22 protein-coding genes, 1 tRNA gene and 2 pseudogenes are annotated in these 20,996 nt (G+C 67.2%); 10 read left to right on the forward strand and 15 right to left on the reverse strand.

The features are described 5' to 3' along the window. Nucleotides 1-659: 659 nt before the first annotated feature. Together RKD20_RS14515 and RKD20_RS14520 are read right to left on the reverse strand one after the other, a co-directional pair. On the reverse strand, nucleotides 660-863 hold the full coding sequence (locus tag RKD20_RS14515; RefSeq protein ID WP_069768673.1) for a cold-shock protein: 204 nt from the start codon (nucleotides 861-863) through the stop codon (nucleotides 660-662). Nucleotides 864-1,452: 589 nt separating this feature from the next. Then, the gene (locus RKD20_RS14520; RefSeq protein WP_424878098.1) at nucleotides 1,453-1,587 is read right to left on the reverse strand and encodes a hypothetical protein; all 135 of its coding nucleotides are present in this window, start codon (nucleotides 1,585-1,587) and stop codon (nucleotides 1,453-1,455) included. Between the two features lie 103 nt (nucleotides 1,588-1,690). Between RKD20_RS14520 and RKD20_RS14525 the strand changes: the two genes are divergently transcribed. From RKD20_RS14525 to RKD20_RS14545, 5 genes are all read left to right on the forward strand, one after another. After that, nucleotides 1,691-2,356, forward strand: coding sequence for a GAF and ANTAR domain-containing protein (locus tag RKD20_RS14525; protein WP_424883215.1), 666 nt, complete (start codon nucleotides 1,691-1,693; stop codon nucleotides 2,354-2,356). Nucleotides 2,357-3,807: 1,451 nt separating this feature from the next. Further along, on the forward strand, nucleotides 3,808-4,266 hold the full coding sequence (locus tag RKD20_RS14530; RefSeq protein ID WP_424878099.1) for a hypothetical protein: 459 nt from the start codon (nucleotides 3,808-3,810) through the stop codon (nucleotides 4,264-4,266). Next, a complete protein-coding gene (locus RKD20_RS14535) occupies nucleotides 4,263-5,492 on the forward strand; it encodes an NRAMP family divalent metal transporter (RefSeq protein ID WP_424878100.1) in 1,230 nt (409 codons plus the stop codon). Before RKD20_RS14530 ends, RKD20_RS14535 begins: the two co-directional genes overlap by 4 nt. Beyond that, the gene (locus RKD20_RS14540) at nucleotides 5,492-5,920 is read left to right on the forward strand and encodes a hypothetical protein (RefSeq protein ID WP_424878101.1); all 429 of its coding nucleotides are present in this window, start codon (nucleotides 5,492-5,494) and stop codon (nucleotides 5,918-5,920) included. The genes RKD20_RS14535 and RKD20_RS14540 overlap by 1 nt, the downstream gene beginning before the upstream one ends. Then, entirely contained in the window at nucleotides 5,907-6,284 is a 378-nt protein-coding gene (locus RKD20_RS14545; RefSeq protein ID WP_424878102.1) for a PRC-barrel domain-containing protein, read from the forward strand. Before RKD20_RS14540 ends, RKD20_RS14545 begins: the two co-directional genes overlap by 14 nt. Here the strand turns inward: RKD20_RS14545 and RKD20_RS14550 are convergent. Continuing rightward, nucleotides 6,263-6,556, reverse strand: a complete 294-nt coding sequence (locus RKD20_RS14550) for a SpoIIE family protein phosphatase (protein ID WP_424878103.1) — start codon at nucleotides 6,554-6,556, stop codon at nucleotides 6,263-6,265. The genes RKD20_RS14545 and RKD20_RS14550 overlap by 22 nt on opposite strands. 28 nt (nucleotides 6,557-6,584) lie before the next feature. Between RKD20_RS14550 and RKD20_RS14555 the strand changes: the two genes are divergently transcribed. Next, the gene (locus RKD20_RS14555; protein ID WP_424878104.1) at nucleotides 6,585-6,959 is read left to right on the forward strand and encodes a thermonuclease family protein; all 375 of its coding nucleotides are present in this window, start codon (nucleotides 6,585-6,587) and stop codon (nucleotides 6,957-6,959) included. 184 nt (nucleotides 6,960-7,143) lie between these two features. Here RKD20_RS14555 and RKD20_RS14560 read toward each other — a convergent pair whose 3' ends face one another. Together RKD20_RS14560 and RKD20_RS14565 are read right to left on the reverse strand one after the other, a co-directional pair. Beyond that, nucleotides 7,144-7,620, reverse strand: coding sequence for an ATP-binding protein (locus RKD20_RS14560; protein WP_424878105.1), 477 nt, complete (start codon nucleotides 7,618-7,620; stop codon nucleotides 7,144-7,146). Nucleotides 7,621-7,933: 313 nt separating this feature from the next. Then, a pseudogene (locus RKD20_RS14565) lies at nucleotides 7,934-8,227 on the reverse strand (transposase); the annotation flags it as partial. Between the two features lie 33 nt (nucleotides 8,228-8,260). Between RKD20_RS14565 and RKD20_RS14570 the strand changes: the two are divergent. The 4 genes and pseudogenes from RKD20_RS14570 to RKD20_RS14585 form a co-directional block, all read left to right on the forward strand. Then, nucleotides 8,261-8,470 (forward strand): annotated as a pseudogene (locus RKD20_RS14570) (DNA-directed RNA polymerase subunit alpha C-terminal domain-containing protein); the annotation flags it as partial. 279 nt (nucleotides 8,471-8,749) lie between these two features. Then, nucleotides 8,750-9,133, forward strand: a complete 384-nt coding sequence (locus RKD20_RS14575; protein WP_424878106.1) for a hypothetical protein — start codon at nucleotides 8,750-8,752, stop codon at nucleotides 9,131-9,133. A gap of 529 nt (nucleotides 9,134-9,662) precedes the next feature. Beyond that, complete coding sequence (locus RKD20_RS14580) at nucleotides 9,663-9,890, forward strand: hypothetical protein (RefSeq protein ID WP_424878107.1); 228 nt, start codon at nucleotides 9,663-9,665, stop codon at nucleotides 9,888-9,890. A gap of 840 nt (nucleotides 9,891-10,730) precedes the next feature. After that, nucleotides 10,731-10,811: transfer RNA gene (locus RKD20_RS14585), tRNA-Arg, on the forward strand. A 571-nt stretch (nucleotides 10,812-11,382) separates the two neighbouring features. On the opposite strand, the gene RKD20_RS14590 is transcribed toward RKD20_RS14585, so the two are convergent. The 10 genes from RKD20_RS14590 to RKD20_RS14635 all read right to left on the reverse strand — a co-directional run bounded on the left by RKD20_RS14590 (nucleotide 11,383) and on the right by RKD20_RS14635 (nucleotide 20,980). After that, a complete protein-coding gene (locus RKD20_RS14590; protein ID WP_424878108.1) occupies nucleotides 11,383-13,023 on the reverse strand; it encodes a hypothetical protein in 1,641 nt (546 codons plus the stop codon). 222 nt (nucleotides 13,024-13,245) lie between these two features. After that, nucleotides 13,246-14,709 (reverse strand): tyrosine-type recombinase/integrase, encoded by a 1,464-nt coding sequence (locus RKD20_RS14595; protein ID WP_424878109.1) that lies wholly within the window; start codon nucleotides 14,707-14,709, stop codon nucleotides 13,246-13,248. Continuing rightward, the gene (locus RKD20_RS14600) at nucleotides 14,706-14,900 is read right to left on the reverse strand and encodes a helix-turn-helix transcriptional regulator (protein WP_120050969.1); all 195 of its coding nucleotides are present in this window, start codon (nucleotides 14,898-14,900) and stop codon (nucleotides 14,706-14,708) included. The genes RKD20_RS14595 and RKD20_RS14600 overlap by 4 nt, the downstream gene beginning before the upstream one ends. Next, complete coding sequence (locus RKD20_RS14605) at nucleotides 14,897-16,054, reverse strand: AAA family ATPase (protein WP_424878110.1); 1,158 nt, start codon at nucleotides 16,052-16,054, stop codon at nucleotides 14,897-14,899. The genes RKD20_RS14600 and RKD20_RS14605 overlap by 4 nt, the downstream gene beginning before the upstream one ends. Continuing rightward, nucleotides 16,051-16,950 (reverse strand): bifunctional DNA primase/polymerase, encoded by a 900-nt coding sequence (locus RKD20_RS14610; RefSeq protein ID WP_424878111.1) that lies wholly within the window; start codon nucleotides 16,948-16,950, stop codon nucleotides 16,051-16,053. Before RKD20_RS14610 ends, RKD20_RS14605 begins: the two co-directional genes overlap by 4 nt. A gap of 90 nt (nucleotides 16,951-17,040) precedes the next feature. Then, nucleotides 17,041-17,508, reverse strand: a complete 468-nt coding sequence (locus RKD20_RS14615) for a hypothetical protein (RefSeq protein WP_424878112.1) — start codon at nucleotides 17,506-17,508, stop codon at nucleotides 17,041-17,043. A 3-nt stretch (nucleotides 17,509-17,511) separates the two neighbouring features. Further along, the gene (locus RKD20_RS14620; RefSeq protein WP_424878113.1) at nucleotides 17,512-18,120 is read right to left on the reverse strand and encodes a hypothetical protein; all 609 of its coding nucleotides are present in this window, start codon (nucleotides 18,118-18,120) and stop codon (nucleotides 17,512-17,514) included. Between the two features lie 11 nt (nucleotides 18,121-18,131). Next, nucleotides 18,132-18,320 (reverse strand): hypothetical protein, encoded by a 189-nt coding sequence (locus RKD20_RS14625; protein ID WP_424878114.1) that lies wholly within the window; start codon nucleotides 18,318-18,320, stop codon nucleotides 18,132-18,134. Nucleotides 18,321-18,345: 25 nt separating this feature from the next. After that, nucleotides 18,346-18,597 carry a hypothetical protein gene (locus RKD20_RS14630; protein ID WP_354733233.1) on the reverse strand — a complete coding sequence of 84 codons (252 nt, stop codon included), beginning with the start codon at nucleotides 18,595-18,597 and terminating at the stop codon, nucleotides 18,346-18,348. A gap of 139 nt (nucleotides 18,598-18,736) precedes the next feature. After that, nucleotides 18,737-20,980, reverse strand: a complete 2,244-nt coding sequence (locus tag RKD20_RS14635; RefSeq protein WP_424878115.1) for an FtsK/SpoIIIE domain-containing protein — start codon at nucleotides 20,978-20,980, stop codon at nucleotides 18,737-18,739. Nucleotides 20,981-20,996 lie beyond the last annotated feature (16 nt).

Genomic DNA, 20,996 nt, shown 5'->3' on the forward strand with positions numbered 1-20,996 from the left:
CAGACATTCGTTGGCCTCACGAGCGCCCCCATCTGCGATGTGGCTACTGGTGGGGGCGGCAGCCCTGATGTCGCCCAAGACGGACGCAGATCGTGTTGGCGGGCGATCGACTCCCGGAAGGACCAACGGAGGAGTCACCCTCACCGCACGGCATACAACACGAAACCCGCGGTTGGCGAAACCGGGGACCTTCACACCACCGACAGCCCACCGCCAGAGCTGACCGCCGCAGGCACACGGCGGAGGAAGCTGGCGGCAGAAGTCGAGGCAGTCGTGAAGGGGCACTCTCAGACGCCGGAGGAGTAATCGATGGGGTGGGTCAGCTGAGCGCGCCGCTGGCCGTGGCGTGGGGGCGTTCCAGGGCGTCCAGGACGACGGTGTACCAGTGCCAGGACAACCAGAGCGGCCTGTGTCGGCGCCGGTTTGCTGCAATGCCGCCAGCTGAGCGCGGGTGAAACCTTGATGGGTCGTTGCTGTTAGGCCCGACCGCTACTCCTTCGCTTCGGACGGCAGGCCGCAAGCGCCCAACGCCCGCTCGACGGGGCAGACCACCCTTACTTGCATGCATCCCGCGCGGCATCCACAGCCTGTGGGCGAACCTTGAGGAATGCCCGGCGTTCCGCGGTCGGGACGCCGGGCATCATCAGGATTGGGCGCGATCAGGCCGGGCGGATGTTCTCCGCCTGCGGGCCCTTCTGGCCCTGAGTCACGTCGAATTCGACCTTCTGGCCCTCCTGCAGCTCGCGGAAACCCTGGCTGGCGATGTTGGAGTAGTGGGCGAAGACGTCGGGGCCGCCGCCCTCCTGCTCAATGAAGCCGAAGCCCTTCTCGCTGTTGAACCACTTGACTGTGCCCTTGGCCATGACTGTCTCCTTCGAGGGAAACCGTGCACGCGACCTGCATGCCCGGGAGGTGATCGCCCTGGTCGCGGAGAGGTGCTGAACAGCAAGAACGCCCGTGATGGCGATCACGGGCGAACGGAACTTCGGAACCACGACTGCTGATCCAACGCTATATCGACCTGCCGACAGCCGCTAGCGAAAACGCGCCAGAGCCAGGTTCCGCCTGTCGCTGTCCACCCGGAATCGGCCACACCCTCATTCCCGCATCGATGGACCTCGGGCCACAGGCTCGGCCTCCGACGACATCGTCATCAATGACGCTCGCCGACAGTCCCCATCCCTTACGCACTGGCAGGGCCGGACCTGTTCGCTCATTCCCCAGTTGGAGCGCGTTCGAAGCGCCGGCAGCCGCCGCTGTGCAGCTGGTACGCCCGGCTGTCCGCCGACCCCCGCGGGGCTCGGCGGCTTCGGCAGGCGTTCGACGGGGTCCCGGCCATAGCAGCCGGAAGCACACAGGATCCTCAGACGACGGGTGCACGCGTAGCCCCAGGCCAACGCGGAGAGGACCGTATGGTCACGCAAGCGTCAAACGGCCGTGTCACCGTCCTGGTCACACCGCGCGGCCGGCCACGTCCCCGACCCCGTCGTCGGCCAGCATGGCCGCCGCCACCGCCCGCTTGTCCACCGCCGCGCCGGTGGCATCCCAGACGCGGCGGCAGACAGCGCGGTGAGCAGCGCCGATCACCGTGACGCGAGAACGCGGGCTGTGGCGATGCGGGCGGGTACTGTGGCCGAACCAATGATCGAGGCGGGTGGTGGCGGTGGAGTGGCGGGAGTACGCCGAGCAGATGGCTCTGCTCGCGCGGGATCTGCTGGCCCAGGACTCGGTCCAGGCGACGCTGGATGCGATCGCGGCGTCGGCGGTGAAGCTGGTCGACGGCTGTGATGCGGCCGGGATCCTGACGGTGCGCAAGGGCCGGGCCGTGACCCTGGCCGCCTGCGGGGACATGGTCGAGGAGTCCGACCGCCTCCAGGGCGAGCTGGGCGAAGGTCCCTGCTTCGACCTCGCCCGCCGCAAGGACGGTGAGCGCATATACCGGATCGCGGACATGACCCAGCCGCAGCCGGCCTGGCAGCGTTTCGCCGCGGCGGCTCGCACGCTGGGCATGGGCAGCATGACCGGCGTGCTGCTCTACACCGACGACGCAGACTTCGGGGCGCTGAATCTGTACGCACGCCGCCCCGGCGCCTTCGGCGAGGACATAGCGACCGCCGGCTGGCTGCTGGCCTCACACGCCGCCGTCGCTCTGGCCGACGCCCGCACCATCGACCAGCTCGGGCACGCAATGGAGACCCGGCACGCCATCGGTGAGGCCATGGGCATCCTCATGGAACGCCACCGGCTGAGCGAAGACGACGCCTTCAACGTGCTGCGCCGCATCTCCCAGCACCACAACATCAAGCTGCGCGACGTTGCCCAGCGGGTCCGGGCCGAACACACTGACCCGGCGTGATCACCCGTCTTCCCGTTTGCCTTGTCGCGCTGCCACCAGGGCATCGCGAGGTGCCCGGGCCCTCACGGGAGTTGGGCGTACGGGCGGGCAGGCGACGGGGGAACGCCTGCCCGCCCCGGGGCAACGGCCCGCACGACGGGGGGATGCGGGCGTTGCGCGGCCGTAGTCACGGCCCACCGGTGACAGCGCACCGGGCGCCGCAAATATCACACCGGCAGTGCCGATCCGCTGCGACTGCTTCAGCGGGCTGAGCACGGCTTCCGCCAGCAGAATGGGGCCCGGATAACCGTCATGTGCAGCATCGCTTGACTGCGGAGGTCAACGGTCCGGATACACAAAAACGCACTCCCGCGTCATGGCAGTAGCTGCGGGCTGCCATCAGTACACGCCACCCTGCTGAAGTCGGCCTCGACGCATCGAAGCGCCGATCCACTCGCCCGCCACCGCCACCACCGTCCGCCGTTGTGGTGCACGCAACCGCTCGCCGGGCGTCAGCGGCAGAGTCGCCGTCGTACCCCGCGCTGCGGGGAAGCAGATCACGCCAGCGTGCGCCTGCCCCCGAACCACAACACCAGCGCTGTCACCAGAACGGCTGTGCCACGTCCCTTGCGTGCCGGGCACAGCAGCTGCCATGACCGGCCCAAGCTGTCCCGGCCGGATCATGGACTGACCGCTGACCTTAACCAGCAACACCGGCGAGCGCGCCCCGATCGGTGGCTTCGTCCGCGCCGCCCATCCCGTCCGGCGGTGCGAGCGACTGCCAGCAGGGGCGAAGACGGAATGGCCCAGGGTCTCGGCGCGGTGCTGGGGGATGCCGTGCAGGTACCGGGCGTCAGGCCGTACGGAAGCCTCCCGCCTAGCCGTACATCGCGGGGGCTCGGACGATCTGACACCGCCTGGGCCCTCGGTTTGGAGGAACTGGACAGGCGCCGTCGCCGGTTTCCACCACGACCACCTGCTCGCGCGGTACGAGCGCCACCGAAGCCGTCGCCGTACAGGAGGACCTCCCGAATCGGTCTTCCTGACCCGCGCTCCTAGGTGCGCCCCTTGTCTCGACATCGACCCGAACCCACCGCTGTCGCCGTTGCTCAGGTTCCCCGCGCGATCCACAACCTATGGACAAGTAGCAACACAGTGATCTGCTCGCGATCCGCAGACCATACTCAAGGAAGGGGTAAAACCGTCCCCATGGTGTCGGAGATTCTCCTTTTCGGGGGCAGGCGTTACTGAGGAATGCGACAGGAAGTCACGGGAGGGGCCGGCGCGACTGGTTGCCCAGGGAGTCGGAACCAGGGTGATCGTCGGTGAGGCCCTCCACAGGTGACATGTCTGTCTGATCCCTCGCACGGTGAAGGGATGTGGCGCATGGATCAAGGGCTGGTTCTTCTGGCCGCGTGGGCCCAGCTGGTCGTGCTGCTGGCCGTTGGCGTCTACTTCGTGACGAGGGGCCGATGATCCGCCGCCGGGTCACGGCCTGTGGCGTGGGCGCTCTGATCGCGGTCACGTTGATGGCTGGGTGCGCGGGATCGTCGCGTACGGATGAGGACTATCTGAGCAAGGCCGCCAACACGGCCGAGGCTGCCGCGTCCGCCGTGAACACGGCCCTGATCGGCGTGCACGCCGCCGGCCGGGGCAATGTCACCGGCCCCTACATCTCCACGCTGCTGGGCGAAGCGGAGTCCGACCTTCTGGCCTGCCAGGACACGTTCGAGTCGCGACAGCCGCCCAGCGAGAAGGCTGACGCCGTCAGGGAGCGGCTGGGCAAGGTCCTGGACGAGGCGGCCGACGCGCTGGCCGATCTTCGGATCGCGGCCCGCCGGGGCCAGGTACGGGATCTGCCCGAGGAGGCCAGGGCTCTGCCCGGTGTGGCCGAGCGGCTGGACCGGCTGGAGAGGGAGCTGTCCTCGTGAAGCGCTTCTTCGCCGTGACGCTCGGCATCCTCACCGCCATCGGCGGCTTCGTCGACATCGGGGACCTGGTGGCCTCCTCGCTGGTCGGTGCCCGCTTCGGGTTCTCCCTGGTCTGGGTGCTGGCCCTGGGAGTGGTCGGCATCTGCGTGTACGCGGAGATGGCCGGGCGGGTGGCGGCGGTGGCCGGCCGTCCCACCTTCGACCTCGTGCGGGAGCGCCTCGGTCCCCGGGTGGCGCTGGCCAATCTGGTGGGTTCCCTGCTGGTGACCGTGCTGACGCTGGCGGCGGAGCTGGCCGGCGTGGCCCTGGCGATCGAGCTGATCAGCTCCGCCGCCTATCTGCTGTGGGTGCCGGCCGTAGGGCTGGTGGTGTGGTTGGTCATTTGGCGTACCCGGTTCGAGACAATGGAGCGGGTGTTCGGCTTCGCCGGTCTGGCGCTGATCGTCTTCGTGGTCGCCGTGTTCCGGCTCGACCCGTCCTGGGGAAGCGTCCTGCACCGGATCACCCACCCCGACGCCCCCGGAGGTGAGGGGCTGCCCACGTACTTCTATTACGGCATCGCCCTCTTCGCCAGTGCGATGACCCCCTACGAGGTGTTCTTCTTCTCCTCCGGAGGCATCGAGGAGCGCTGGAGCCGCAAGGACCTGGTCACCGCGCGGATGAACGTGTTCGTCGGCTTTCCGCTGGGCGGGCTGCTGGCGCTGTCCATCATGGCCGCCGCGGCGCTGCTGCTGCACCCCGCCGGTGTCGCGGTCGAGCACCTGTCGCAGGTGGTACTGCCGGTGGCGTACTCGCTGGGGAAGATCGGCCTCGGGCTGGTCCTGCTAGGCGTGTTCGCCGCGACGTTCGGCGCCGCCCTGGAGACGGCCCTGTCCTCGGGCTACACGGTCGCTCAGTACTTCGGCTGGACGTGGGGGAAGACGGCCGCTCCGCGTACCGCGTCACGGTTCCATGCCGTGGTGATCGTGTCTCTGGTCGCCGGGATGATGCTGATTCTCACCGGCGTGGACCCGATCAAGGTGACCGAGTACTCGCTGGTGTTCGCCGCCGTCGCCCTGCCGCTGACGTATCTGCCCATCCTCGTGGTGGCCAACGACCCGGAGTACATGGGCGAGTCGGTCAACGGCCGGTTCGCCAACGTCATGGGCGGTGTCTATCTGGTCGTCGTGCTGGTCGCCGCGGGCGCCGCCATCCCTTTGATGATCGCCACGAAAGCAGGTCTGTGATGACGCGCCAGGACGATGCGAAGCAGGGGGACGAGCGGCGCGTCGGCCGCGCCTACAGCGCCCACTTCCACCTGCTCGACCGGCAGGTCGTGGACCAGGACGGCCGACCGGTCTGCAAGGTCGACGACCTGGAGCTCGCCAATGACGGGCACGGCCGCCCCTATGTGACGGCTGTGCTCGTCGGCCCGGCGGCCCTCGCCCCGCGGCTGGGCGGCAAGCCCGCCCGGTGGCTCACCGCCGTCCAGCGCCGGCTCAAGGTCCGCAGGCAGGAGGGGCCCGCGCGTCTCGGCTTCGAATGTGTCACCGGCGTCGGGGCGGTCGTCACCGTCGCCCCGCCGACGGACGGCGTCGCAGTCCACGCTCTGGAGGACTGGACACGCGACAACGTCATCGGACGGCTGCCCGGAGCCGGTCATGCGGCTGGCTGACCTCATCGGCGCCCGCGTCACCGACCCCTCAGGCAGGGAGGTCGGCCACGTCAGCGACGTACGCCTGGTCGAAGAGACCGGTCCCGGCAGCACGCCGGGTACGCGTCTGCGGGTCGACGGCCTGGTCGTGGCCGTGCGCCGGCGCGGTCGCCTGCTGGCCTACGACCACCGGCCCGTCGAGGGGCCCTGGCCACTGGCGTGGCTGGCCCGCCGAGCCATCCGCCGTGCCCGGTGGGCTCCTTGGGACTGCGTCGCCGTCCACCAGCCGCCGGCCGTCATCGGCGAGCGCGGATCGGTCCGTCTGAGCAGAACCATTGATGAGCTGGTGCCCCTGGTGCGGGCTCATGCCGACTGGAACCGGTGACGTGCCGGTCTTTGCGGAACGCGCAGCGCGAGGAGAGCGACGTCGACACTGTTGTCCCGCGCGAGGCCGGACAGGAGTTCGTCGCAGAAGACGCCGAGCGGTTCACGGGCGAGGGCTGCGCCGTGCTGGCGGAGCCGGGTGAGGCCATGGTCAAGGGATTCGCCGCGGCGTTCGACAAGGCCGTCGGTGTAAAGCAAGGAGCGCGGCGCGGGCGGGCAACAGTTCGCTGGCGCCGGGTCGGGGCAGCCCCGGGTCGAAGCGACCGCCCGCATTGCGGAAATACTGCCCGTGGGCTCGAGCGTGCGCGTCGAACGCGATAAGGACCTCAAAGACCCGTACGACCGCGACCTGCCCTACATCTGGAACGACCACAACGAGTTCGTGAACCACTCCTTGGTGAGCACCGGGCACGCCAAGGCCGTTCTTTACCAGCCCAACGACAAGCACTGGCCGACGATCTCCCAAGCCGGCAGCGACGCCAAGAACACTGGAGCAGGACTGTGGTCCGCCTGCGGCACTGAGACAAAGACTCCGGCGCCTCCCGCCACACCGGAGCCGACCGTCCCGCAGGACTCCTTCGTCCGGCAAGATCCCGATACGCACAAACCGGAGGACTACCTCGCCGCGATCTACGCCGGCCGGTTCCATCGAGAGAGGCTGGCCACCCTCAACTGAAACCAGGTGGATCCTGTCGCCGAGCTCCTCCTCGCACCCGGTGCGATGCTGCAGCGACGAGATCAAGCCGGCGACGTGCTCCCGCTTGATCTCGCCACTGAACCGGGACTCGCTGCAGTCGTCGCACAACTACGCTCCGACTGTAGAACTTGCGATTTACCCGGGCGCCGGCCGTGCCCTCCGCTCACATGATCTGGCGGCCAGCCGCGTCACCGCCCGGGTCGTCGGCCAGGACGACAGCCCCCTTGATGCGCTTGCCGACCGGCTCACGGTGCACCTCGAAGCTCCGGCACACCGCCATCACGATCTCCAGCCCGTGCTGACCGACCCGGGCCGAGTCAGGCGTCAGGATTGCCGGCAACGCCGTGCTGCTGTCCCACACGGTCACCTCGACGGTCCCCTGCTGAATCTCCAGCGTCAGCAGGCACGGACCGGGAGCGTATTTGCGGGCGTTGGTCACCAGTTCGCTGACCACCAGCTGGACCATGCCCATCGCCCGTTTCGACACCGGCAGCCCATGCACAGCCTGCACCGACTCCAGAAAGTCCCGGGCCATGTCACGGGCTGCGGCGATCTCCTCGCTGCCCTCGAACGCGGCAGAGACCGACATCGAACGTTCCACGAGCGGCTGTTGGTCCTCGCCATACCCAGCCAGGTCCATACAGTCCGCCTCACTGCCGAAGCGCCGGGATTACCCCGACCCCCTACCCCCGAAACATGACCACAGTCCTCACGCGTCGGCGACACGAAGAAGTCAAGCCGTGTGCCCGTCTCCTTCAGGCCGAACGCGTCGAGGAGCGGCGTTGGCGACATCAGATGATCTTGCCGGTCAAGCCCCCTACTGAGCAGTGACCTACCCCTAGTAGTGCTTGGTCAGGTTGGTATCGCCGTGGGTATGTCGCGGTGACAGGTGGGGCAGACGCCGGTCCAGACCACGCGGAGTAACTGCATCTCGCGGACGATCTGGTAGAGGCTCAGGCCGGCGCCGTCTCTTTTGGGGTCCGGGCCAGTCGCTGGAGCGTGCAGAAGGCGTGGGCGGCGGAGACGAGGGGGACGTGGTGGTGCCAGCCGTTCCAGGTGCGGCCCTCGAAGTGGGCCAGGCCCAGGGCCTGCTTCCTCTCGCGGAAGCCGTGCTCCATGCGCCAGCGGAGCTTGGCCAGCCGCACCAGCGTGGTGAGTGGGGTGTCGGCGGGCAGGTTGGAGAGCCAGAACTGCACCTGCTCCGGCTCGGCGGCGGGCCATTCGGCCAGCAGCCAGCACGCGGGCAACTCGGCTTGCCCGACGGCCTTGCGGATCTCGCGGGTGAGCTTCTGGCACGTTCCGAGGCGGACCTGATGGACATCCGCAACTTCGGTGCGAAGTCCATCGACGAGGTCAAGGCGAAGCTGGCCGGACCGGGTCTGGGCCTCGGGGACAGCCCGCCCGGATTCGACCCCACGGCCGCGGTCGACATACGGCAGCACGGGGATCGGTCCGCCACCTGTTCGGGGTCCGGTGCGGCACCGTCGTAATACTCGTTCGAGTCCATGCCCGCCTCCTTCTGATCGGCGGAACCATGACTGCCCTGCACATCCACTCGAACATCCCCCGGTAAGAGGGCACTCGGGCAGCGTCCAGTTGACGAGTGCGGATTGTCGGACGGTCTGCACGGCGTCCGTGGCTCCTGTTCACCGTCGGTGCGGGTGTAGCCGGTTGTGCACCATGGCTCACCATGCGCACTTGTACGCGCCCCAATGCTCCGAACTACCGTTCCCGGCCGGCCAGAGCACGCGGACACCGTGGGGGGATACATGGCAAGAACCGCGCGTCAGATCCTGAACGGACTCAGCCACCAGAGGACGACCATTCACGTCCGGTCGACGGCAGAACTCGGAGCTCATGTTGATTCCGCGGCCGCGGCCATCGACAAGCAACGCCGGGCAAAGGGCCAGGAAGCAGTACGCCGCAAACCCGAACTGCACCCCGTCGCGCGGGCTGAGTGCGAACGCTCGATCGAGCTCACGCCGTGGCAGGTGCTGCACGCCATCGCGCGCGGCTTCGTGCTGCCCAGCCAGGGAATGGGACGCGGACTCGCGGAACACTGGTTGAGCCTGAAGTACTGCGAGGCGCTGCACGGCAATCGCGCCGGCTCCATGGACCTGACGGAGAAGGGCCGCTCTTCCGAGCGCTGGTAAAAGTCCATGCAAGCCCGGGAGCTGGCCGTCGGCTTTGGACTCGCCGCGGCAGAACACGTCGTACAGCAGCGCTACCCGGACCATATCGTCTCGGTCGTCGACACGAGCACCGTACTGCGAGCCGGCTGGGCCCTCGGCGGCTCTCAGCGCGGCAAAGGATCACGGCCCCGCCCCGACTACCTCATCGCGGCATGGAAACCCGGAGAGCCGTCGAAAGTCACGTTCACGGCCTGCCGGGGAAACCACCAAAAGCCGAACAAGCGGATCGGCCGGACCCGCAGCACCACTCTCCAGCAACTGGCCAAAGGCTCCGAACTGACCGAAGTCATGCAAATCGGCCCGTGGAACACAACGCCGTGCCTGATGCTGTCCACCGAACTCATGGGTCAGGGCGGAGTCGTGGTCAACGCCCTGCAATCCTCCGGCGAAGCGCTCCTCCCCCTCCGCCTTCGCCGCCACATCCAGCTACCAGGACGCGGACATCGAGATCGGCGGCACGAAATTCGTCGGCACGGACCACGTATTCCGCATGGAGAACATACGCATCGAGGCGTTCTTCGGCATGGATTCGAGACCGTACGAACTGATCAGGGAAGGCCGCCTGGAAGAGTACCGGCAAGCAGCCTACGAACTCCGCTCCGCATGGCACAGCACCCGCGAAGCCGGGCAGAAATGGAACGGTCCGATCTCGTTCCGCGACGACGGCACCGTCATGGCCCTCAGCATCCTGCCCATTCGCAAACGGCGCCCGTTCTGAACCAGGAGTTGGGGAGATCTTCCTGGTTCACGTTCTCCGCTTCCGGCGGCGCAATATAGCCCGGGATCGCCGGTTGGCCAAACCGGCGATCCCACGCACCATGGATAGTCCACCGCCACCACCTGCCCGCACGTCGGAAGGCCGCATCCAAAACCAAGCCCACAACTTCACACGACAGCCGTCTGCATTCACGACCAGGTACAGCCGGGCCCCGCGCATCCGATCCGGGACCCAGCCGACTCACCACTGGTCCGCACACGCAGGGCTTTGATCCAGAGCGTCGCAGCCCCTACGCCGAGCACATCCGGGCCAGGAAGAGCGGCGCCGCCTTGGTCTTGGTACGCGCCGGCTGCCCGAGCCGACCTTCGCCCGCTCCGGCAGCCGCCGGCACACCCTCACGGCGTTCCGCTCGCAGGTTCACCATCGGAGCCCGGCCCGGCCCAGCCCTGCCCTCCAGCCAGCCCAGCTCGTTGCATGGAGCAGGGCCCGCGGTGCCAGCACTCCAGCGCAGCACCGGCAACGGGCCTCTCACCGCCCGTGCCAGAAACCGGAACCTCCACGCAGGTACACGCCCGCCACTCACGTCGCCCAAGGCGCCGCGCTGTCGCCCGCGGGGAGCCAGGTTCGCCCCCGGCGCACTTCACTCATCCACGCGCCCCCGAACCCCTCCCCGTTCGATTGAAGGCGGCACCCTATACCTCCTACGCTTGCCCGAGGAAGTCGTGATCTACGTCATGGTGCATGGATCGACCGCCGCAGGGAATGGTCGAGGCAAGACGAGCAAATAGGGCATTTCCATTCCGCGGGACATGCGCGGGACGGCGGGCCTGAGGGAGCGTCAGGCAAGCCGCTGACCTGGGAAAACACGCAGGAAGCCGACGGCCTCCGGAGCCGTGTGCGCAGGTTCGAATCCTGCCGGGGGCACTCGCCAGTCAGCCAGCAAGAATCATGCTCTGACCAGTGCGGATGCCGACTTGAGAGAGCGGGAGTCAGTCTCACTGACTCCCGCTCTTTCTCGTTATCTCTCGCTGTTCACGACACACCCCCGACACACCCTGAGTCCCCAGTCGTGGCGTAGGGCAGCCCCACCTGGAGCAGTCGCCACGATTACGGCCGCCGACTTCGTGTCCACTGCTCAAGCTGGGCATCCTCCTCGCCGCGCACAGCTGGCAGGTAGCAAATCTCCTCGGTCCAATGAACGCGGCCGTCGACGCTGGACCCCACCGAACGCCTGAAAGGGGCTCTCTCTCCCCGCCGCCTCCCACCCTGCGGTCAGGCAAACGCGAGCTGAGTCTCACCGGGCCGTGCCGCCCTCGGTCTGGTCACTTCTCGCCGCCAAGCAGGCCGTGCTCGCACTCGCAACGCGGCCCATGGCGTCTGCCTCGTACTAGCGCTTCCTTACGAGGAAGCTCCAAATACACCGGCCGGCCTCGACCTCTTCGGACAGCAAGCATAGGCAATGCCAACCTTTTACATGCCTGGCAGTCCTCCGTTATGGCGACGCCCAGATCAGACGCCAGAAATACAAGGAGAAAGCCGTCGCCAAGAGGATGAACAGTTCAGCTACAAGGATGGACTGGCGAAGTCTTCGGATTCGAAATACTAGCGTCGAAGACTCCTTGACAAGAAGGAATGACGCCACGAAAGCCACCGGAATGAGGATAACGGCCGCATCTTTTGCAGTAATCCCGTGGATGTAAACTTTCTTTGGACCTCCTTTTTTGGGGAGGAAGTGATTATCGAGTACGCCACGCCAAATCAAGAGAGCGATTCCTACTGCCGTTACAGTCATGGCGAGATACAAGAAAGAGGACGTTAGTCGCGAGAGACGTAGACGACATGCGATATAGATGCGCTCAGGTCGCACCTTCGCTGAACTTTGACGAAGATACAATTCGAAGGTGCTTTCCTCTTCGTCAACTTCCTCTTCGAGCCTTTCATTTTTCTCATCCAACACCCGGGGTCCATCTTGGCCCGATGATTCCAGGCGGACGCCGGGATCAGAAACTCGGATGCTGACGTGATTCGTTTCCGCATCCGCAAAGGAAACCATTTGCCAGACCGTTTTGCCATTCTTGTTCCGCAGGGAAGCCGTCCGATTCAGCCTCCTTTCAGGCTCGAAGTAGATCGCTCGCTTATCTTGCACCTCGATGATAAAGGGCCTGTCACTCGGAACCTTACATCTGACGAAAGGCATCCACCGGTAGCCATAGGCAAAATATGTCGTAAGGAACTTGCGAGCCTGAAAACTAGGCTCGCCATTATTGTGCGCCCTAACTACGATTTCTCTGACATACCGAAGGAGCCCGGTAACGTCATCGCCATTCAGAGGTGATTCCAATACGGGCATTTTATGAAGGATCTTATCCATTCTCCGCTGGTTAAGTTCTTGAAGGAAGTACGGGATTGCAATAATCGGGTTCTCCGCCCCGCTTGCATAGTCCGAGATGACATAGTGACTAGCTACACCACTGATCAAATCAGACTCTCGCTCCCAGGCAGCAAAGAACCTACTGGCGTCGATATTGAATTTCTTCGTCTCGGCCAGCAAGTACCTTCGATCCGCCAAATGCAAGAACTGATCGTATCTCCTGCGTACTTCCTCATAAGGAGCAGACGGATGATAGAACAGAAAGGTCAGAAAGTCTACCAGGAGTCGCGGCTCTCTATCGGTTACCAGATCCGCCTTCTCGGCAAGAGAGATTACATACTTGGCCGCGACCCTGGCGCTCTCATCTTTAGATACTCGATAGACACGCTTTCCTGCAACAGTGATTACGAGGTCCAGGAGTGGAACCTTGGGCAGCTCCGCGATAGGCAACAGAAGGTCAATATTTCTTCGCTGAAATACTCCGAGATTGGACAGCTCGGTGCGCAGTTCTCTTGTCTGCTCCGCCTGTTCCCTCACAATATCTCGGAGAGACCTCACATGGATTTCCCGGTGCCGCTCCGACCAGAGGGCGCTTGATAGCTCGACTCGTTCGATGGCTCGTAGGCGCCATTTTTGCATGTTGGCCAGGAGCACTACACCAGCCTGATCCAACGCGGTAATCGACTTATCCATTTGGAACTCCGTGATATCGGTTGCTTCACTCGGTACGATTACCCCGTCACGAGCGAAGTCCGTGATCATTTAACCCATTTGCCTCCGACTTTCAACCTATTGGCCTATAGGGTGACCGCGTGGCCGAAGTTCCCCGCTAAGGCTCACGCAAAGGGTCCGTCAGTAAGCTGGCGGACCCTCATGAACGATCATGGTTAGCGCCACAACCAACGAACGATGAAGCTGACCGCTGTGGCTTTAGAGACGATCAATAAAGCGATCGCCATAGCTGCTGCGATCAGGGCGCAGTGTCTAAATCGAGTCTCCGTCATCTTCGAGCGCCTTCGCAATTTTGGCGTTCGCAGCTTCCTCATGACCGTCAATACAACCGTGGTAACGGCGGTGAATCACCTCTGGCGAATTACCAACCCGACGCGCTACCTCAGCAATGGGAACTCCCGCGTTCAGCCAACGCGTAATACACGCGTGCCGTAGGTCGTACGGGCGTCCGGCCAGCGGCGAAGCAATGCGCTCCGGTGGGAGGGCGTACTCCCGCGCTTCTTCCCAAACGCGCCAGTAGGTGGAGGAGCCGACCACTCCCCCGCGCTCGTTGCCGAACACGCGCCCTTCCTTGGCGGTCCCGAACTCCTTCAGGTGCGCTTGGAGGATGGCGATCAGGACCGGCGGGATGGGGACCGGTCGGTCGGTGGATGTCTCACGCGCTTTCAGGCCCCGGCGGTCGTGGCGCTCGCCGGAATCAGTCCATTGCTTGCCGGCGACGGGGCGTGTCTCCCGCAGCGTCAGCGTGCCCCATCCCTTCTCCGGCAGGTAGCAGTCCGACAGCCGCAGCCCGACCGCCTCGGCGGGCCGAAGCCCCGCGTAGTACAGGACCGCGTAGAAGGCGACTAGGCGTCGCCCTCGGCAGCGATCCCACGACCCGACGTAGGAGACGGCGCTGAGCAGTTGCCGGGCCTGTACGGCGTTCACCAGGACGCGCGGGTCTACCACGTTGTTGGAACCAGTGTGCTTCCGGCGGGTCCGCTGAAGCGGGTTCTCTGGGAGCTCCCCCACGGCCACAGCGTGTTCGAGGGCAGTGTTCAGGGCGCGGCGGCGCCGCTTGTACGTTTCACCCGCCGCCGGGGTGCCATCCAGCTTGTAGCTGATGCGGTACAGCACATCCTCGAATACCTGGGCATCGGCGAGGTCGAGCAACGGCCGGTCAGTCGTCGTGACCCACTCGTACGCCGCCTGAAGTTCAGCCGGCGGGTCCTCCCCCGCGTTCGCCGGCACGAGCCCCCACCGGAAAGCCAGCCGAAGAGTCTCGTCGTCGGGAGCGTCGTCCCCGCGCTTGACCATGGCGAGGGCCACCGCGGCGAGACCGTCGGCCGTGCCTTCACGCGTCTTGGCAGCAGACGTGCGCCATCGCCCGGCCATGTACATCCGGCAGAACTCGAACCACCGCAACGGCGGTTCTGTGTCCGCCGCTTCGGTGGCTTCGGTCGCCGCGCGTACCTCGGACTCGGGCAATCCGGATTCGATCTCGAACGCTTCGCCACGCCGATTCATGGCCTGCCACAGCTCGGACCGTCGGCTTTCCGCGAGAGCGGACGTGGTGAAGGTGTCGCCGTGCACCTTGCCTGCGACCACCCACCGGAGGCGCCACGGGCGCGACTTACGGCCGGTCTTGGAGACCTTCCACAGCTTGACGTCGAAGGAGTAGCCCGGCCGGGCGGACCCGCGAGGGCGCCCGGCCGGGGTGTTGTTCTCGGTGCTCACGCAGCGTCCTCCCGCTCCGCGAGCCAGCGCTCGTACTCCGACCGCCTGATGCGCACGTCGCCGTTGGGGAGCTTGATCGAGCGGGGCGCTTTGCCGAGTTGGCGCCACCGGTAGAAGGTCGATGGGGCGACCTTCAGGTCAGTGATGACCTCTTTGACGGTCATCTTTTCGTCCCGCGTACGGGCGCTCATTCCGCCATCCCTTCAGCTTCATCCGCACCGGACAGGCCGGACAGCTCCAATTCCGACTGTCCGGGGTATTCGTGCTGGTCAGATGGGTTAACCGGACAGCCGGACAGTGCGGACAGCTCCGGGGAGGTCTGTGTCCGGGTGTCGGTGTCCGGGTAGTACCGGCCGCCGGGGTCCTTGGTGAGCTGTCCGGCGTCGGCCATGCGGTTGCAGGTGCGGCGGATCGTGTCGAGGTCGACCTGCGGCAGCTCGCTGGCCATGTCCTTGGGCTTGGCGCCAGGGTGGGCGCGGACGTAGCGCAGGATCGTGGCGCGGGTGTCGCTGACGGTGTGGTCCGTGACCGGTCCGTCGAGCAAGTGCCAGGCTCCGGAGGCGGGTTGGAAGCTCAGGGCGTATTCGGCTTCGTCGACGTCGCGGCCGGTGACGTGCAGGATGCCGTCCGCCTGCCCGCGGGCCCGCTTCAGTACGAGCGTGGCGTCCGCGGCTCCGGCGATGCCGTTGGTGCCGGAGACCTCGGTGAGGAAGTCGTCGGAGCCTGCCTTGCGGACGTGGTGGACGAGGACGACGGCCACGCCGTAGTGGTCGGCGAGTCGCTTGGCGTAGCCGACGGCGACGTAGTCCGCGTCGTATGCCGATATGCCGGCCGGGGCGGGGCCGCGCATCTTGGCGAAGACGTCGATGACGACCATGCGCGCGTCCGGGTTGCGCTCCAGCCACTGGGCGATGGCCTCGGTGCCGCCCTGGGGGAAGGACGGGCACTCGGTGACCAGGGTCAGACCGGCGGGTGCGGGTTGTCCTCCGAGGAGCTTGCCCATGCGGGTCTGGAGGCGGCGCGGGGTGTCTTCCAGGGCGAGGTAGAGCACCGGTCCGCCCTGGACGGGCACGGAGTCGAAGGCGGTTCCTCCGGCGGCGACCGACAGGCCCAGTCCGAGGGAGAGCCAGGACTTGCCGACCTTGGGCGGTCCGGCGAGCACGCTGACGCCTTCTGCGAGGATGCCGGGCACGGCCCATTTCGGCTCGGGGAAGTGCGCGGCCATGAGCTGATCGGCTGTCCATGCGGTTCGTGGGCGCTCCCGCTTGGGCAGCGCCGTGGGCGCGGGTTCGGGATCGCTGGGCACGGAGTACAGGTGCAGGGGCGGGATGGGGTTGGCGCTCATGCCGCGACCGTCCGGGGGCGTCGTGCTCCGGCGCGCAGGCCGGAGGCGATGGTGCGTCGTGCCTCGCGTTCGCCCTGGCCGACTTGGAGCGCGGCCGTGAGGAGCCAGCCGGTGACGTCGGCTTCGCTCAGCTCGCCCCCGGCGGCGAGCTGTCCGAGGGCGACCGCTGCGACGTAGAGGCTGTTGTTGTGTTCGTGCGGGCCGGAGTTGGTGACCCGCACGATTTCGCCGTTGATCGCGGAGCGGAGGAAGGCGGTACGCCGTCCTCGCCCGGCGAGGGCGACCGTGATGGGGGTCTGCGGGGGCAGCGGGGCCGGGCGCAGGAGTTCGGCGAGCCAGTCCGGCAGGGGTGCCACGGGGGCGTCGCGGGTGATCTCGTACGGCTGTCCCGCGAAGGTGCTGCCCGCGGCGACCACGAGTCCGCCCCACGCGCGGGTGTCGACCTTCCAGCCCAGTCCGCGGGCGCTGTCTCCGGCGGTGTTGCGCAGGGGCTCGCCCTCAGGGGCGGTGAAGTACAGGTGGGTGCCGCCGCTCCACGTGCGCACGGTGTAGGTGTCGGAGGGGAAGGGCTGGCCGTGGCGTTCGCATAGCACGGCGAGCACGTCGGCGCCGTCGGTGACGCCGTGCTCGGCCCACGTGGCCGGCGGGGTGTCGCCGGGGTGCTTGGGCTTGTCGAGGTCGATGACGACCAGGCCGGAGGGACCGGTGGCGATCCCGATGTTGTAGGCGGCGGTGGACCATGCGCGGGTGATGCGGTCCGGGTCGGTGGTGGCGCGGGTCTCCCAGTCGGAGACGGCCGGGCGCTTGTCGCCGGGGATCAGCGGGAAGACGCGCCAGTCACGCGCCGCTGCGTCACGCGCGGCGGTGAGCTGGGCAGAGTCGTCCGGGTGCGGCATGCTGGGGGTTCTCCTGTTCTGTCTACGGATGGGCAGGGAGAACCGCGGCGGCGGGCGACCTTGCTGGGGAGTCCCGCCGCCGCGGCATTGCTACTGGTTCTTGGCCCAAGCGGCGTACTGCTGCCGGGCGTAGTGGCGCGGGTCGCAAATGACGGCCGTGTCGTCCACGTCCATCAAGCGCTGTGCGGCTCGGGCGGCGAGGTCGGACGCATCGCTGGTGGCGGTGTCTGCTGTTTCCTTGCTGAGCGCGATGCGGTCCAACAGGGCGGCCTTGCGGAGCCAGTACTCGCGGTGCGGCCCGTCGTGGTGAGGTATGTCGGCCGCGGTGCGGGCCGTCCATCCGATCTCGCTGATGATGCTCGGGGCGAGCGCGTATGCCTCCTCCGGCGTGGGCCACGGCTTGGGCTCGGGGCGGTGATCGGCGCTGACGTACAGGCGTCGCCGCTTGCCGTCGCGGGTGGGGTAGTCGCGTGCGCTGCCGGTCGCGAACGCGCCGCTGAGCGCGGTGGTCACGCGGTCGGTGTCGGCAGGGTCGCAGATCACTCGGATCTCGAACATGGCTCAGTGCTCCTTGCTGGTGCTGGCGGCGGGGAGTTCGGGCAGCCCGGCAGCCTCTACGGCGGTGAAGTCGAAGCCGGGCAGGGCGGCACGGGTGATGAGCGCCTGGGCGAGTTGTTCGGCGTAGGCGGCGCCCGTACGGGCGACCTCGATCTGGGCTCCGGCGCGCAGCGCCTCGACGCGCTCGACGTGGGCGTGTTCCTCGCGGCGCCCGCTGGTGTGCCGTTCGTGAGCGATGCGCTCGCGGCGGTCGGTGCGCCAGTAGCGCGCGGCGAGGCCGTAGGCAACGGCGGTGGTGAGCGCCCACAGCAGCAGGGGCAGGGAGAGCCCGTCGGCGTATCCGGCGACTCCGGCGAGGGCGAGTCCGCCGGAAGCGGCGAACGCGGTCCCGGCGATGACAGGGTCTCCGGCGCGGCCGATGCTCGCGCACACGCCGGCCGCCGCGGCTGCGAGGGACAGCGTCGTCATCAACGCGGCGTTGCCGACGGAGTGTTCGGCGCCGTTGGCGTTCCAGATTCGGGCGAGCGCGAGCACGGTCGTGGTGGCGATGGCGGGTGCGGCCTTGGGCGCGGCGATGGCGAGCCAGTGCCGGGCGACGATGGGTTCGTTCATGGTCTGGCTCCTCACAGGTTGGGGAGCGCGGCCACGAGGGCGCGCATGAGGGCGTTGACGGTGTCGGCGGCGCCGCTGGTGGCGAGGTAGAAGCCGAACATCGCGGCCACGAACGCGGAGCCGAAGCCCAGCGCCTTGGAGCGCAGCAGGATGACGAGCAGGGTGCCGAAGACGAGCAGGAGCGAGACGGTCACGGCCATGCCGGCGGGTCTCCTTCCGAGGGGGTCAGCGGGTGCCGTCGCGGTAGATGCGGGAGGCCCGGTTGTAAAGCCAACGGCCGGCGCGGACGCGCTTGCCGCGGCCCTTGCAGCGGCGGCACTGCTTGCCGCGCTTGGGGCGTCCCTTGCGGTCGGTGGTCGTGGCGAAGCCGAAGCCGTGGCATTTGCGGCAGGTGCCAAACGGGCTGCCCGCACACACGCTGGCGTAACAGAACGTGACGAGCATCAGGCAGGCGATAGCAAGGGCTATGGGGGTCACGAGGGTCCCTCCGGGCCGGTTTTCGAGGTTTGTGCAGGTGGGGTGCTATTTGCTAGATCACTGGTGGGGTGCGGTTTGGGGTGCTAGCGGGGGTGCTACCGGTAGCAGGTCACCCCGCTACCGGTAGCAGTCACCCGGGCTAGGCGGCACCCCGACTTTCGTCACGCTCCGCAATCGCCTTGGTGAGGTCGTCTCGGACGATGCCGCGCCGCGTGGTGCGCTCGCCGTCGTCGGTCATCCCGGCCACACCGCGGGTGGTGATGCCGTGCGGCTTGAGCGCGCTGGTGACGTTCTCGCCCTTCCAGCCGCCGTAGACCTCCGGGCGCAGCTCCGCCAGCCGGGCGGCGATGCGCTCGTTCCACACCCGCTCCTCGGTCGGCGGGACGACCGCGGCGACGTCGGCGAGCAGGTCGTAGGACGGGCCGCTCGTGCTCTCGGCTTCCTCCCCGAGGGCGTGCCCGGACAGCGTGCCTTCGGCCTTGCGCAGCGCGTGGGCGCGCTGGGCGATGGCGTGGGTGGCGTTGTCGTCCAGGTAGGCGGTACGCACCACAACCGGCAGCGCGGTGGCCCCGGCGAGGTAGCCGTTACCTGCATCGATCTCCGGGCGGAACGACGTGGCGCGCACGCCGTTCTTGTACGCGGACGTGCCCAGGATCATGTCGTTCTCGACCTGGCCCGCGACCTTGAGGGCGAAGCGGATGGACACGTTGCCGCTGATCCCGGTCGGGAGCGAGTCCTTGTCCGGGCGCTGGGTGGCCAGCACCAGGATCACCCCCAGCGCACGCCCGAGCTTGATGATGAACTCAGCGTCGTCACCTGCCTGTTTGCCGTACTTGGGGTGGGCGAACAGGTTCTGGCACTCGTCGAAGACCCCGACCAGCGGCCACAGCTTCAGCGAGCGCTTGTCGGCGATCTGCCGGGTGATGCGCTTGTCCGGGCACAGGTCCCGCGGCAGCATCTTGATGGCCTTGGCGCGGCGCATGACTTCCTCGCGCAGCAGCTTCAGCGAGTCGGCCGCGTACTTGATCGAGTCGTCGTCGATGCCGGAGACGAACCGGTGGCTGACGCATTCAAGGGAGTCCAGGTCACCGGTGCCCTTGTTCTCGTGCAGCCACAGTTCCACCGACGGGTCCAGTGCGGCGCCGCAGGCCAGCACGCGCACCGAGGCGGTCTTGCCCTGGCCGGGCAGCGAGCCGATCAGGATGTTGTGCTGGATCATCGGCACCGACTGAGCGCGTCCGCGCGGGTCGATGCCGAACGGGTTGCGCTTGAAGATGTCGTGCCGACGGGCGTTGGCCAGCTGCCACTTGACGATGCCGGTCTTGGACAGGTCCCGGTCGCCCACCCACAGGATGAGCCGTCCCTCGTGCTCGTTGGGGTCGGCGTCCGGCCACACGCACCCGAGCGGGCGGCGCAGGCCGGAGGCGAGTCGGGCACGCCGGTCGGCGACGTCGGCGACCGTCACGCCCAAGGGCAGGTCGATGTCCGCGCGCCAGCCCGGACCCTCGCGGGTGATCGGGGCGACGAACCGGATGCCGTCCTGGCCCTTGGCGACCGCGGACGCAATCTGGCCGATGCCGATGGACGCCATGGCCTTGACCACGATGTCGCTGGTCAGCTTCTGCACCTCGGTCTTGATGACCGCGCGCGTGGCCAGCGGCGCATCCGCCGGCGCCCCGGCCAGCCCGCACCCCAGCACGACCACGGTGACGGCGATGACCTGCGACAGCGACTGGGCGCCGAACACCAGGAACAGGCCCAGTCCAAGGGCGAACACGGCGCCGAGAATCGTGAGAATGGCCCGCAGCCGGACCCGCCGGTCTCGCTGCCGGGAGAGCTTCAGATACTCGTCTACCTGCTCGTTCGTCGCCGTGTACTGGCGCAGAGCCTCGCCCTCGCCGTCCACGGCCCACCGGCCGATCTTGCCCAGGATGTTGATCGCGCCGCGGGGCGAACGCCACACCAGCTTGGGCACGTAGACGAACGGCACCCGCACCGCGTGATACGCGGCGGTGTGGCCCACGTGCCCGGCCAGCCAGCCGAGCGCTTCCGTGAACTCCGCGCGGGACTTCATCCACGCCGGGAAGACGTCCAGCCGCTTGGAGTTCTTGATGCGGTCGACCAGACCCGGACCCGACACGGTCGGGACGGAGCTGTCGACCGGAGTCGGCCGACCGTTGCCCGACTCGGTCGGCTCCGAGTCGGACGACTGGGGTCGCTCGGAGTTGGCCGACCGGTCGGGAGCCGGGTCGGGCGACTCGCCCCGCGCGGTCCGCGCCTTGTCGAGGTCGACCACGTGCCCCCGCGCGGGGGTGTCTGAGTCGGCCGCCATATCGGCTTCGAGCCGGTTGAAGAGTTCGTTGTCGTCGTCGGGGTGTTTCACTGAGACTTCCTTCTCT

Origin of the sequence: Streptomyces sp. SLBN-8D4 (assembly GCF_049739545.1) — a bacterium.
Lineage (GTDB): Bacteria > Actinomycetota > Actinomycetes > Streptomycetales > Streptomycetaceae > Streptomyces > Streptomyces canus_C.